Here is a 12,371-nt window from a genome sequence, read left to right on the forward strand (position 1 = left end):
GGTGGATGACCGGCCGTTCGCGGCTGGTCAGACGCCTGTTGGTCTGGGAAACGGTTTATGACAGACAGGTGACAAATTCTGTCATGCCGGAGAACGATTATGCTTGGCTGGTTTCGCAAAGTGCTGCCCCGGGAGGAGCGGTTTTTCGACCTGTTCGCCCGGCATTCCCAATCGGTGGTGCATGGCGCGGAAGCGCTGGAGGGGATGCTCAAGGGCGGCGAAGAAACCCCGGTCTACTGCCAGCGCATCAACCAGTTCGAGAACGATGCCGATCAGGTTACGCGAGAAGTCCTCACCGCGGTCCGGCGTACCTTCATCACGCCGTTTGACCGCGGCGACATCAAGAACCTCATCACCTCGATGGATGATGCCATCGACCAGATGCAGCAAACGGCCAAGGCGGTCATGCTGTTCGAGGTCCGCAGCTTCGAGCCGCCGATGCGTGAGATCGGCAGCATCCTCGTGCAATGCGCCAATCTGGTCGGCCGCGCGGTACCGCTGATGCAGTCGATGGGTGAGAATGTCACGACGCTGACGGCGCTGACCGAGGAGATCACCCGGCTTGAGGGCCGCGTCGACGACCTCGACGACATCGGCATGAAAGAACTCTTCCTCAAGCATCGCGAAGGCAACACGATGGATTTCATCGTGGGTGCTGAAATCTATAAACATCTGGAAAAAGTCGCCGACCGTTTCGACGACGTGGCGAACGAGATCAACAGCATCGTGATCGAACAGGTCTAGGGTCAGGATTGCACCGTGGATGCTTCGCTCGCTTTCCCAATCCTGGTCGGATTGATCGCCGTCGCGCTGCTGTTCGATTTTCTCAACGGATTGCACGACGCCGCCAATTCCATCGCCACGATCGTGTCGACCCGCGTGCTGCGGCCGCAATACGCTGTGGCGTGGGCAGCGTTCTTCAACTTTATCGCCTTCGCAGTGTTCGGCCTTCATGTCGCGCAGACGATCGGCACAGGCATCATCCATCCCGAAGTTATCGATGCGCAGGTGATTTTTGCTGCACTGATCGGCGCGATCGTCTGGAACCTGGTGACCTGGGCGCTGGGCTTGCCGTCCAGCAGTTCGCACGCGCTGATCGGCGGATTGCTTGGGGCGGGAATCGCCAAGGCGGGGCTTTCCGTCGCGGCATGGAGCGGCCTGTCGAAAACGCTGCTCGCCATCGTGCTGTCGCCGCTGGTGGGTTTTTTGCTGGCGCTGGCCCTGACAGCGATTGTGTCGTGGGCATCCGTGCGCTCGACGCCGTTCGCGGTCGATCGCGCATTCCGCATTTTGCAGTTTGCATCGGCCTCGCTTTATTCGCTGGGGCACGGCGGCAACGACGCGCAGAAGACGATGGGCATCATCGCCGTGCTGCTCTATTCGCAGGGTTATCTGGGAGGTGAATTCAGCGTGCCATTCTGGGTGGTGCTGTCATGTCAGGCGGCGATGGCGCTCGGCACCCTGATGGGCGGCTGGCGTATTGTGCGCACCATGGGCCTGCGCATTACCAAGCTCACGCCGATGCAGGGCTTCTGCGCCGAAACGGGTGGGGCGGCGACACTGTTCATGGCAACATGGCTCGGCGTGCCGGTGTCCACCACGCACACCATCACCGGCGCGATCGTTGGCGTCGGCGCGGCCCGCCGGGTTTCGGCGGTGCGCTGGAATGTGGCCGGCTCCATCGTGTGGGCGTGGATTTTCACGATCCCCGCAGCCGCGCTGGTTGCCGCGGCGACCTATTTTGCCGTGACGCTGGCGGGATGGCGCTAGCCCCGAAAGCTAGGCCACGACCTTGAGGCCGATGATCCCGGCGACGATCAGTCCGATACAGGCGAGCCGCAAGGCCGTTGCCGGTTCGCCCAGCAGCCAGATGCCGAGCAGGGCGGTTCCCACCGTGCCGATGCCAGTCCATACCGCATAGGCTGTCCCGACCGGAAGCGTCTTCAGGGAGAGCCCGAGCAATACGACGCTGCCGAACATGCTGATGAGGGTCAGAACCGACGGCGTTAGCCGCGTGAATCCGTCGGTATATTTGAGGCCGATAGCCCAGCCGATTTCCATCAAGCCCGCAATGAACAGTATGGTCCATGCCATAGCTGACAACCTCCGATGCGGGGTCGTCCCCGCGGATATGTGGGTGAATCGAGGCCGTCCTCGCCGTGCAAATATGCTTCAGCCTCCTGAAAGATGCAAGTGCATGGAGTTTTGAATCTCCCTTGATCCTGCCGCGTTTCCCTGCCACACGCTCGCCATCATGTCCGACACCGCCATCGCCGCTGACTCGTCTCAGATCACGCCGCTTGCCGAAGAAGTGGCGCGCCGGCGCACGTTCGCGATTATCTCGCATCCTGACGCCGGCAAGACCACGCTGACCGAGAAGCTGCTGCTGTTCGGCGGCGCGATCAATCTCGCGGGGCAGGTGAAGGCCAAAGGCGAGCGGCGTAACACGCGCTCGGACTGGATGAAGATCGAACGCGAACGCGGCATTTCCGTCGTCACCTCGGTGATGACCTTCGAGTTTCAGAATCTGGTGTTCAACCTGCTCGACACGCCGGGCCACGAAGACTTCTCGGAAGACACCTACCGCACGCTGACCGCGGTCGATTCCGCCGTCATGGTCATCGATGCTGCGAAAGGCATCGAAGCGCGAACGCTGAAGTTGATCGAGGTGTGCCGTCTGCGTGACATCCCGATTATCACTTTCGTCAACAAGATGGACCGCGAGAGCCGCGACGTGTTCGATCTGCTGGATGAGATCGAGAAGACGCTGGCGCTCGATACCACGCCGATCAACTGGCCGGTCGGTCGCGGTCGCGATTTCATGGGCACCTATGACATCGAAACCGGGGGCATTCGCCTGCTGGAGGGCGGAGGCGCCAAGACCGGGGCTGCGGAGAAAATCGAGATCTCCGATTTGGCCGGCCGCAACGCCAATCTCGATGCGGGCGAGATCGCCGACGAACTTGAACTGGTGAAGGAAGCCTCGAAGCCGTTCGACCTGCAGTCGTTCCGCGAGGGCCATCTGACGCCGGTCTATTTCGGCAGCGCGCTGCGCAATTTCGGCGTCGGCGATCTGCTGGAGGGTCTGGGCCGTTTCGCGCCGTCGCCGCGCGCGCAGGAGGCTGACAAGCGCAAGGTCGAAGCCGACGATCCAAAGATGAGCGCGTTCGTCTTCAAGATCCAGGCCAACATGGACCCCAACCACCGCGACCGCATCGCGTTCGCGCGGCTGTGTTCGGGCAAGCTGACGCGTGGCATGAAGGTCAAGCTGGTACGTACCGGCAAGAACATGAGCCTCACGTCGCCGCAGTTCTTCTTCGCGCAGGATCGCGCCATCGCCGACGAAGCCTATGCCGGCGACGTGGTCGGCATTCCCAACCACGGCACGCTGCGGATCGGCGACACGCTGACCGAGGGCGAGGATATCAATTTCGTCGGCGTGCCCAGCTTCGCGCCGGAAATCCTGCGCCGTGTGCGCCTCACCGACGCGATGAAGGCCAAGAAGCTGAAGGAGGCCTTGCAGCAGATGTCGGAGGAGGGCGTCGTGCAGGTGTTCCGCCCGCGCGACGGCGCGCCTGCGCTGGTCGGCGTGGTCGGTTCGCTGCAGCTTGACGTGCTCAAGGCGCGGCTCGATGCGGAGTATTCCCTGCCGGTGGATTTCGAGATCAGCGAATTCCAGCTCGCCCGCTGGATATCGTCGGAGGATCGCAAGAAGCTCGAGGCATTCATCTCCGCCAATGGCTCCGGCGTGGCCGACGACGTCGATGGCGATCCGGTGTTTCTGGCCAAGAACCAGTTCTATCTCGACTACACCCGCGAGCGCGCGGAAGGCATCGTGTTCTCGAGCATCAAGGATGTGAAGAAGAGGGCGTAAGAGCGCGAGCGTTTGCGTCAATTGCTCCACGTCGTCCCCGCGCAGGCGGGGCCGGCGAGACCGGACCCGTTGGCGGGGACAACATCGTGCATACAACTCGCCCAACCATAGTTCGTCATGGCCGGGCTTGACCCGGCCATCCATCTTTTTGAGAAATGCTTTTTGCGAAGATGATGGATTACGGGGTCAAGCCCGGTGATGACGATCGCGGGTGTTGAAGCGTCCCGCACCATTCCGAATTCCCGATTCAATTATCAAACAGCCACGTCCATTCACGCATACGCATTCGTTCCCGCGCGTCGCGCGAGTTGCGTTTTTTAGTTTCACCCCTCGAAAACACGAGGGGGATGGAGCGCCGTAAGGCGCAAATCTGGTGTTTCGCTGCCGGCATCCGTTTGCGAGACGAATGGTTGTCCGGAAGCGCGTCGCCTCACGGCGCTCCATTGCGGCGATTTTGGGCGAGGGGACCGCACTTCCGGGTCAGGACGGGCGCGGCGCGCCTTGATCCGGCGGGATTTCCCCGCCTTCATCCTGTCCTCGTCCAGCCGCGAACGGCAGAGCCACGTAGTTGGCCCGGACGGTGACCCCAGCCTCCCGGACGTGGTGTTTGCGAAACACACGCGCAGGCGCCGCATCCTGCTCCGCTTAACGAACGCCCTCGAGAAGCGCCCCTCACGAACAGGACGCTTCGAACTTAAGAGAGGTTTGAAGGGCGGGGATTCGTATCCCCATCACAAAATGTTTCGGCTCGTCGTCATTCCGGGGCGCGAGCGCCTTCGCGAGCGAGCCCGAATGACGCGTATTGCGGATGTCCCAGGTGCGACGCAGCGTGCAGCGCTGTCTCGCAGAACCGGGACCGTCACGGATCGGAACGCGCAACAGCCCCGGCTCGGCAGCGCACCACTGGCGCGATGCGCTGCGTCCGGGCACGGACCAGTGCGCTGGTGTTAATCCCGGATTGCGTCGCGCTCATCCGGGCTACGCTTGCTTTTCCACGTCATCCCCCGCGAAACGGGAACAACATCGAAGCTGACAATCTCGCGTTTGAACCTGCATACTCCGGCATGCAACCAATATTGCAGGCTGGCGAACGGGACAGGGGCATGAGCGATCAAAGACAGACGACATCTCAACAGCGGGATACGCCTGAACAGCGGCAACGCGTTGCGTCACTTCTGTTTAAGCTCTCGCCACTGATGTTCATTCTTTGCTACGTGCTCGCGGCCGTACAGGGCGCGCAATGGCAACATTCGCTGCTGATTGCGGTAGTGGGCACGGCCATGTGTCTTGGCTGGGCTGGGCTTTACAAACTGCGCGGATCGAAATCGACCGGCGATCTCGTCTGGGTCAACATCCTCCTGCGGTTTTTCTCGCGCTAAATCAGAGCCGCGGAAAAAATCTCTTCAGCGCCGGCGCGCTTCGACATTCCTCTTGATATTTGCCAACCCCACCGCAGCTTCCGCGTCCATCGCCGCGATCTGCTCATCCGTTGGCAGCTTCTTGCGGGCCGGATTGCGCAGGGTCCGGGTGAACGTGGTGTGGCCGTCCTTTTCCTCGCAGGTGTACTGCACCACGATCGGGCCGATGAAGTCGGTCTCGGCCTGCACGATCCAGAGCTTCGGGCTAATGCACGAGCGCACGATCCAGTTCAGCGACACTTCACCGGAGCGGATGTGCCATTTCTCGTGAAACAGTTCGCCGGTGTCGAGCGGGCGGTTTTCACTATCAATATGGTGTGACGCCGCCAGCCATTCCGGCCAGGATTGCGGATTGGTCACGTAATCGAACACGGCCCTGGCGGGTGCGTCGATGACGATATCGTGGCTGCGCTCGAAGGCGACGGTGACAGGAGCGTTCATGGCGTTCTTCCTTCCCGGCTTTTCTTGTTTGGGCTGTGACGTCACGTCGCCTTCAGGTTGTCATTGCCGGGCTTGACCCGGCAATCCATCTTCACGATGCATTTTCCAAGGAGATGGATACGCGGGTCAAGCCCGCGTATGACGTTCAAAGGTTGCGGTGAATTCGAGCCTGTCAGTTGATCCTGATGTCGCCGCGCTTGATGACATCGGACCACAGCCGGATCTCGGCGTCCATCCGCGCGCGCAGAGCTGCGGGTGTCGACGGCGTCGGCTCGATCATCTGGGTTTCGAGCCGCTCGCGCACGCTTGGTTTGGCAAGGATGTCGTTCACCTCGTCATTGATCTGCGCGATGATCGCCGGCGGCGTCCCGGCGGGCGCGATCAGCGCATTCCATGCGTCGGATTCGACGTCGATGCCGCTTTCCTTCAGCGTCGGCACGTTCGGCAGGAAGCGCGAGCGCTGCGCGGTCGCAACCGCAAGGATTTTCACCTGACCGCCCGCGAGTTGCGGTGTCACCGCAATTGCGGGAAGGCATGCGGCCTGCACGTCGCCGCGGATCAAGCCGGTGACCGCCTGCGGCGAGCCGCTATAGGGAATATGCACCATGCTGGCGCCCGCGCGCTGCGCGATAGCCTCCATGGTCAGATGTGACAATGAACCTGCGCCGATCGAACCGAAGGCGAGTTTCGCGCCATCGCGCTTCAGCGCGGCGATGAATTCGGCGACGGTATTGATGTTCAGGCTCGCGGGCACCGCCAGCACGCTCGGCAGCGAGGTCAGCATGGTGACCGGGGCAATGTCCTTTGCCGGATCGTAGGGCAGTTTGGAGAACAGCAGTGTGTTGATGGCGAGCGGGCCGCCGAGGCTGATGCCGAGGGTTGCACCATCGGGCGCGGCCTTGGCGACGGCGTCGGTCCCGATATTGCCGCCCGCGCCGGGCTTGTTTTCGATAATGAAACTTGCGCCGGGATGGCGTGCCTGCAGCTCGTCGGCAACGATCCGGCCCACTAGGTCCGGCGTCGAACCTGGCGCATAAGGAACCACGATTTTCACGATTTTCGGCGGCCATGGCGGCTCGGCCGCGTGGGCATTCGAGGTGGATGCTGCGAGAGCCAGCGCGAGCGCGGCGATTGCAAGAGATTTCATGAGGCCGGGAGGAACTTCGAGCAGGGTTGCGATGCGGAACCGGCATTGCGCGCGGGGTCATAAAAATGATACCGGGGCACTGCGCAGCCGGACCCTATCAGGATCTGGCGCGCGGTGGAAACGCTTCGGAAAACGGCTGCAAGCCGTGGCCCGCCAACCGCGGGGAGAGTGGGCAGATGGGCTTGTTGATCCTGATTGCCGGATTGGCGCTGTTTATTGGCGTCCATGTTCTGACGACGCTGCGCGACAAGCGCGCCGCCGTGATCGCGCGGCTCGGCGAGAACGGCTACAAGATTGTCTACGCGCTGATTTCATTCGCCGGCCTCGCGCTGATTGTGTGGGGCTTCAGCGTCTATCGCGCGACGGGCTGGATCAACGTCTGGTATCCGCCGGTCGCCATGCGGCACATTGCGCTAGCCTTGATGCTGCCCGCGGTCATCCTGGTGGTGGCGTCCTATATTCGCGGCAACATTTATCTGAAGCTGAAACACCCGATGCTGACCGGCGTAAAGCTGTGGGCGTTGCTGCATCTGCTGGCGAATGGCGATCTCGGTTCGATCATTCTGTTCGGTGCGTTTCTCGCATGGGCTGTCTATGACCGGATTTCGCTTAAGCGCCGCGCCGACCCCGGCGCGCCGCCGATCCCGGTCGGCGGGATTGCCAATGATGTGATCGCGGTCGCGGTTGGCGTCGTGGTCTATGCCGCGCTGGCGTTCGCATTCCATCCTCTCGTGATCGGCGTACCTGTGATTGGAGTTTAAGTCATGTCCGTGCAGACAGCGGTGAAGCGCAAGACTGCGCCCGATATTCTCAAGCGCAAGGGCGGCGATCCGATCGTGATGCTGACGTCGTATCACGCGCATACCGCGGCGCTGGTCGATCGCTATTGCGATGTCATCCTCGTGGGCGACTCTCTCGGCAACGTGATGCACGGCTTCGAGACGACCGTGCCGGTGACGCTCGACATGATGATCCTGCAGGGTCACGCGGTGATGCGCGGCTCGAAGGAAGCTCTCGTTGTCGTGGATATGCCGTTCGGCTCCTACGAGGCCTCGAAGGAACAGGCGTTTCATTCCGCCGCCCGCATTCTCAAAGAGACTCATTGCGGCGCGGTGAAGCTGGAGGGCGGCGTGCGCATGGCGGAGACCATCGAGTTCCTCACCACGCGCGGCATTCCGGTGATGGCGCATATCGGTCTTACGCCGCAGTCGATCAACACGCTCGGCAGCTTCAAGTCGCAGGGCAAGGATGAGGCATTGAAGCTGGCGGAGGGCGGCAATGGCGGCGGTCCGATTCAGGACGACGCGATTGCGATCGCTCAGGCCGGCGCATTCTCGGTGGTTGTCGAGGCCGTGGCCGAGCCGCTGGCCAAGCGCATCACCGAAATCATCCCGATCCCGACCATCGGCATCGGCGCGAGCAATGCCTGCGACGGGCAGGTGCTGGTGCTGGAAGACATGCTTGGGCTGTCGCCGTGGGTGCCGAAGTTCGTCAAGCGCTACGGCAATCTCGGACCGGGCATCGAGGCGGCGATCCAAGACTATGCCCGGGAAGTCCGCTCGCGCGCGTTTCCGGGTCCCGAGCACGTTTACGGCATCAAGCCGAAGGCCTGACGCCGATCCAGGACGTTTGAACCTGTTGCGTCGATCCAGCGACCCACCCTTGGGGCGGACTTCGCCCCGTCCCGGGACAGGTGCTGGATGGAAGATTATTATTTCGACACTCGCAGATCGCGGATGGACGCCATCAAGGCTTACATCCTGGCGAAGATCGATGATCCCAATCTGTGTCTTGCCGACATCGCGGCGCATCAGGATATTTCGTCGAGCTATGTCAGGAAACTGTTCGCGGCCCAGGGCGCGAAGTTTTCGACCTACGTTCTGGAAATCCGCCTTGAGAAAGTGTCGCGGATGCTGACCGATCCCGACCTGCGTCTTCACTCAATCAGTGCCGTTGCCCTGATGTGCGGCTTTAACGACGTCTCATATTTTAATCGCGCGTTCCGCAAACGGTATGGCTGCACGCCGTCCGATCTCCGGTCCGGGCGTCATCAGCCTCACTCCGAGGCGGAGCGATATGGGACAACGGAAACGTCGGGCCAGCCGTAAAGGTGTTCTACGCGCGGTCATGCCGGCTCAAACGGGGAGCCAGTTACTGAGAGCGGCTGAGTTGCTCTTCGGTCACGATCCGCTCAACATTATCGGTCTTGCTTCTGATGCGGTATCGCAGCCGTCCGTCGGCCTCGATCGGCATGCGGCCGATGATCGTGTAGACATTCGACCGGATCTTTTCGGCCCGGCCTTGCGGTCCCTGACTCTGGTGATGAACGTCTTCGTTTATCGAAAAGTTGTGGGCCATGGGGAATCTCCGATCTGTGGCCTTGTAGCCACTGGGCCGGGGGTAAGCAACGAAGGTCTTTAGCCGGGAAAAACAGCGCCGGATCAGCGTTAACGGTCTGATCCGGCTGGTTTTGCCTTGTCGTTGCCATACCGGTACTGTATCGCCGCCGTCACGTTGGGGAGCCGCGCCGGGCGCGGCCGATGGCGTTTTCGCAGATCTTTCAAAGCATGCCGGGCGGGACAATTAAGTGTCTGAAATATTTAATGAAATAGACGAAGACCTGCGGCGCGAACAGCTCAAGAAGCTGTGGGACCGTTATTCGATCTTTGTCGTGGCTGCGGCGATTCTAATCGTCGCCGCCGTCGGAGGCTGGCGCGGCTATATGTACCTCGAGGCTAAGAAGGCCGCCGAGGCCGGATCGGCCTTTGAGGCTGCCGTCACGCTGTCGGAACAGGGCAAGAGTGTCGAGGCTGAGGCCGCTTTCGCCAAGATCGCTGCCGATGGATCGAAGGGTTACCGCGGGCTGGCGCGGCTGCGCGCCGCTGCGGAGGCGGCGACCCGTGATCCGCAGGCCGCCGGTAAGCTTTACGACGCCATTGCCGCCGATCCTGCGATGTCCGGCTCGGAGCAGGATCTCGCGCGGATTCGCGCAGGCGGCCTGCTGATGGAAACCGAGCCCTACGCCGCGATGCGTCAGCGCCTTGAGCCCGCGACCGGCGAGGACCGCACCTACCGGCATACCGCGCGCGAACTTCTCGCGCTGTCGGCGTGGCGCGCAAACGATATAACCGCCACCCGCCAGTGGCTGGACATGATCGGCAACGATGCGCGCACGCCTGCGAGCATGCGCAGCCGTGCCGAGGCGATGCAGGCTTTGCTGCCGCCGGCTGCGAAAAGTTAAGATCGTTGGGGCACAATCTTTCCGGAAAAGCGCTGCGCTTCGGATGTCGTTCAAATCCAGGCCGGCCAGAGCCAAAGTCCAAGTGAGATATTGATGCGCCGCTCGCAACGCCTGATTGCCGCCACCGTTCTTGCGTCGATTTCGATCGCGCTCGCGGGCTGTTCCAGCGGCAATTTCGATCCGACCGACCTGATGGACTGGTTCGACACAAAAAAGAAGCTGCCGGGCGAGCGCAAGCCGGTTTTCCCCGAGGGCGTGCCCGGCGTCGAGCAGGGCGTGCCGAAGGATCTCTACAAGGGGGCGCAGCAGCAACAGCAGGATCAGCCGCCGGTGGCCGATGTCGCGCCGCCGCCAGAACCGAAATCCCGGCGATCGGCCGCGAAATCCGACGCCCGCGCCAGCGCGCCGCGTGACGCCGAGCCATTCCCGACGCCGGTGGACGATCCCAACGCCGCGCCGCCGAAGATGAAGAAGCCGAAGCGTACGCGCATTACTGCGCCGCCGCCCGATGCCGAACCTGCCCAACAGGCACCGGCGCAGGCGCAGCCCCGCCAGGCCGTACCGCCGCCTGCGCAGCAGCAGTCGGCTCCATCCGCGTTTCCGGCTCCGCTGCCGAGCGGGGGCTTTGCCCGCTGATCGATTTCAACAACGAGCGCGGTCCGGGCCGCGCCGTTTCACCTGTCACCTTGACCGGCATCGGATTGACTCCGGGTCCGTAAAGGGCGAACGGATCACAGATGTCTTTCACGATTGCCATCATCGGCCGGCCCAACGTCGGCAAGTCGACGCTGTTCAACCGCCTGGTTGGACAGAAGCTCGCGCTTGTCGACGATCAGCCGGGCGTGACACGCGACCGGCGCGAAGGCGCGGGCCGTCTCGGCGATCTTGAGTTTACGCTCATCGACACAGCGGGTCTCGACAAGGGCGAACGTGGTTCGCTGACGGCGCGGATGCAGGAGCAGACCGAGGTCGCGATCGCTTCCGCCGATGCGCTGATGTTCCTGATCGACGCGCGCGCCGGGTTGACGCCGAACGACCGCGCCTTCGCGGATTTCGCGCGTCGCGCCAACAAGCCAGTGGTGCTTGTCGCCAACAAGAGCGAGGGCAAGGCGGGCGAGGCCGGCGCGATGGAATCCTATGCGCTCGGCCTCGGCGATCCGATTCCGATTTCCGCCGAACACGGCGAAGGCCTCAGCGATCTTTATGACGCGCTGCGCGTGCTGATGCCGGAGCCTGCCGAGACGGAAGATGACGACGAAGAGTCGGATGAATTCGAGAACGTCGACGGTGACGACGCGAGCCTCTCGACACGCCCGATCCGTGTCGCGGTGCTCGGCCGCCCCAATGCTGGCAAGTCGACGCTGATCAATCGCCTGCTCGGCGAGGAGCGCCTGCTTACCAGCCCGGAAGCCGGAACGACGCGCGACTCCATCGCGGTCGATGTGACATGGAAGGGCCGCGAGTTTCGCGTGTTTGACACCGCGGGCTTGCGGCGGCGTTCACGTATTGAGGACAAGCTGGAGAAGCTGTCCGTGTCAGATGCGCTGCGCGCAGTGCGTTTCGCGGAAGTCGTCGTGCTGATGATGGATGCGCAAAACAAGTTCGAGGAGCAGGATCTGCGGCTCGCCGATCTGATCGAGCGCGAAGGCCGCGCCATCGTGATCGCCGTCAACAAGTGGGACCTGATGGATCGCGCGCCGAGCCAGATCGCGAAGCTGCGCGAAGACGCCGACCATCTGCTGCCGCAGGTCAAGGGCATGCCGGTGGTGGCTGTATCCGGCATGATGGGCGAGGGCATCGACCGGCTGATGAGCGCCATCGAGGACGCTTACGCGGTCTGGAACAGGCGCGCCTCGACGGCTTCGCTCAACCGCTGGTTCGAGCAGGCGGTCGAGAACAATCCGCCTCCGGCGGTGTCGGGGCGCAGACTCAAGCTCAACTACATCACCCAGACCAAGGCGCGCCCGCCGAGCTTCGTGGTGTTTTGCTCCCGCGCCGATGCTGTGCCGGAATCCTATCTGCGCTATCTGGTCAACAGCCTGCGTGGCTTTTTTGAGCTGCCCGGCACGCCGATCCGCATCACGCTGCGCGAGAAGGCCAATCCGTTCGCGCACAAGCGCAGGCGTCCGTCATAAGACGCTCGTTCCTTTAACCAGATTGCGAGTTTGGGCGCTGCGCGGCGATCCGCGCCTTGCGCTGGCGCGAATATTGCTCTTGTTAGAAGACCGTCCATTTACTCCAGTTTTTGGA

The 12,371-nt window shown here is 62.4% G+C and carries 14 protein-coding genes; 10 read left to right on the plus strand and 4 right to left on the minus strand.

The window, feature by feature from the left end; genetic code table 11:
- The first annotated feature begins 99 nt into the window (after positions 1–99).
- Together LVY71_RS11060 and LVY71_RS11065 are read left to right on the plus strand one after the other, a co-directional pair.
- Entirely contained in the window at positions 100–744 is a 645-nt protein-coding gene (locus LVY71_RS11060) for a DUF47 domain-containing protein (protein WP_235099807.1), read from the plus strand.
- Positions 745–759: 15 nt separating this feature from the next.
- Entirely contained in the window at positions 760–1,770 is a 1,011-nt protein-coding gene (locus LVY71_RS11065; protein WP_235099808.1) for an inorganic phosphate transporter, read from the plus strand.
- A 9-nt stretch (positions 1,771–1,779) separates the two neighbouring features.
- Here the strand turns inward: LVY71_RS11065 and sugE are convergent, their stop codons facing one another.
- Complete coding sequence (sugE, locus tag LVY71_RS11070; RefSeq protein ID WP_235099809.1) at positions 1,780–2,094, minus strand: quaternary ammonium compound efflux SMR transporter SugE; 315 nt, start codon at positions 2,092–2,094, stop codon at positions 1,780–1,782.
- Between the two features lie 160 nt (positions 2,095–2,254).
- Here sugE and LVY71_RS11075 point away from each other — a divergent pair, with 160 nt between their 5' ends.
- Positions 2,255–3,874 (plus strand): peptide chain release factor 3, encoded by a 1,620-nt coding sequence (locus LVY71_RS11075; RefSeq protein ID WP_235099810.1) that lies wholly within the window; start codon positions 2,255–2,257, stop codon positions 3,872–3,874.
- A gap of 1,103 nt (positions 3,875–4,977) precedes the next feature.
- Positions 4,978–5,253: a hypothetical protein gene (locus LVY71_RS11080; RefSeq protein ID WP_235099811.1), complete on the plus strand. Its 276-nt coding sequence runs from the start codon at positions 4,978–4,980 to the stop codon at positions 5,251–5,253.
- A gap of 24 nt (positions 5,254–5,277) precedes the next feature.
- Here LVY71_RS11080 and LVY71_RS11085 read toward each other — a convergent pair whose 3' ends face one another.
- The gene (locus LVY71_RS11085) at positions 5,278–5,733 is read right to left on the minus strand and encodes an SRPBCC family protein (RefSeq protein WP_235099812.1); all 456 of its coding nucleotides are present in this window, start codon (positions 5,731–5,733) and stop codon (positions 5,278–5,280) included.
- A gap of 172 nt (positions 5,734–5,905) precedes the next feature.
- Positions 5,906–6,880 (minus strand): Bug family tripartite tricarboxylate transporter substrate binding protein, encoded by a 975-nt coding sequence (locus LVY71_RS11090; RefSeq protein WP_235099813.1) that lies wholly within the window; start codon positions 6,878–6,880, stop codon positions 5,906–5,908.
- Positions 6,881–7,056: 176 nt separating this feature from the next.
- Here LVY71_RS11090 and LVY71_RS11095 point away from each other — a divergent pair, with 176 nt between their 5' ends.
- From LVY71_RS11095 to LVY71_RS11105, 3 genes are all read left to right on the plus strand, one after another.
- The gene (locus LVY71_RS11095; RefSeq protein ID WP_235099814.1) at positions 7,057–7,641 is read left to right on the plus strand and encodes an NnrU family protein; all 585 of its coding nucleotides are present in this window, start codon (positions 7,057–7,059) and stop codon (positions 7,639–7,641) included.
- 3 nt (positions 7,642–7,644) lie between these two features.
- On the plus strand, positions 7,645–8,493 hold the full coding sequence (panB, locus tag LVY71_RS11100; protein ID WP_235099815.1) for a 3-methyl-2-oxobutanoate hydroxymethyltransferase: 849 nt from the start codon (positions 7,645–7,647) through the stop codon (positions 8,491–8,493).
- Positions 8,494–8,616: 123 nt separating this feature from the next.
- Entirely contained in the window at positions 8,617–8,988 is a 372-nt protein-coding gene (locus tag LVY71_RS11105) for a helix-turn-helix transcriptional regulator (RefSeq protein ID WP_235099816.1), read from the plus strand.
- 43 nt (positions 8,989–9,031) lie between these two features.
- Here the strand turns inward: LVY71_RS11105 and LVY71_RS11110 are convergent, their stop codons facing one another.
- The gene (locus LVY71_RS11110; RefSeq protein ID WP_235099817.1) at positions 9,032–9,238 is read right to left on the minus strand and encodes a hypothetical protein; all 207 of its coding nucleotides are present in this window, start codon (positions 9,236–9,238) and stop codon (positions 9,032–9,034) included.
- Positions 9,239–9,467: 229 nt separating this feature from the next.
- Between LVY71_RS11110 and LVY71_RS11115 the strand changes: the two genes are divergently transcribed.
- From LVY71_RS11115 to der, 3 genes are all read left to right on the plus strand, one after another.
- On the plus strand, positions 9,468–10,121 hold the full coding sequence (locus tag LVY71_RS11115; protein ID WP_235099818.1) for a tetratricopeptide repeat protein: 654 nt from the start codon (positions 9,468–9,470) through the stop codon (positions 10,119–10,121).
- Positions 10,122–10,214: 93 nt separating this feature from the next.
- A complete protein-coding gene (locus LVY71_RS11120) occupies positions 10,215–10,757 on the plus strand; it encodes a hypothetical protein (RefSeq protein WP_235099819.1) in 543 nt (180 codons plus the stop codon).
- 101 nt (positions 10,758–10,858) lie between these two features.
- Complete coding sequence (gene der, locus LVY71_RS11125) at positions 10,859–12,256, plus strand: ribosome biogenesis GTPase Der (protein WP_235099820.1); 1,398 nt, start codon at positions 10,859–10,861, stop codon at positions 12,254–12,256.
- Positions 12,257–12,371 lie beyond the last annotated feature (115 nt).

The sequence above is a fragment of the Bradyrhizobium sp. G127 genome, from assembly GCF_021502575.1.
Taxonomy (GTDB): Bacteria; Pseudomonadota; Alphaproteobacteria; order Rhizobiales; family Xanthobacteraceae; genus Afipia.

What these genes read in the sequence shown, in the direction of transcription:
- LVY71_RS11060 (WP_235099807.1), top strand. Translation starts at nt 100, where the DNA reads ATGCTTGGCTGGTTTCGCAAAGTGCTGCCCCGGGAGGAGCGGTTTTTC.
- sugE (WP_235099809.1), bottom strand. Translation starts at nt 2,094, where the DNA reads ATGGCATGGACCATACTGTTCATTGCGGGCTTGATGGAAATCGGCTGG.
- LVY71_RS11075 (WP_235099810.1), top strand. Translation starts at nt 2,255, where the DNA reads ATGTCCGACACCGCCATCGCCGCTGACTCGTCTCAGATCACGCCGCTT.
- LVY71_RS11080 (WP_235099811.1), top strand. Translation starts at nt 4,978, where the DNA reads ATGAGCGATCAAAGACAGACGACATCTCAACAGCGGGATACGCCTGAA.
- LVY71_RS11085 (WP_235099812.1), bottom strand. Translation starts at nt 5,733, where the DNA reads ATGAACGCTCCTGTCACCGTCGCCTTCGAGCGCAGCCACGATATCGTC.
- LVY71_RS11090 (WP_235099813.1), bottom strand. Translation starts at nt 6,880, where the DNA reads ATGAAATCTCTTGCAATCGCCGCGCTCGCGCTGGCTCTCGCAGCATCC.
- LVY71_RS11095 (WP_235099814.1), top strand. Translation starts at nt 7,057, where the DNA reads ATGGGCTTGTTGATCCTGATTGCCGGATTGGCGCTGTTTATTGGCGTC.
- panB (WP_235099815.1), top strand. Translation starts at nt 7,645, where the DNA reads ATGTCCGTGCAGACAGCGGTGAAGCGCAAGACTGCGCCCGATATTCTC.
- LVY71_RS11105 (WP_235099816.1), top strand. Translation starts at nt 8,617, where the DNA reads ATGGACGCCATCAAGGCTTACATCCTGGCGAAGATCGATGATCCCAAT.
- LVY71_RS11110 (WP_235099817.1), bottom strand. Translation starts at nt 9,238, where the DNA reads ATGGCCCACAACTTTTCGATAAACGAAGACGTTCATCACCAGAGTCAG.
- LVY71_RS11120 (WP_235099819.1), top strand. Translation starts at nt 10,215, where the DNA reads ATGCGCCGCTCGCAACGCCTGATTGCCGCCACCGTTCTTGCGTCGATT.
- der (WP_235099820.1), top strand. Translation starts at nt 10,859, where the DNA reads ATGTCTTTCACGATTGCCATCATCGGCCGGCCCAACGTCGGCAAGTCG.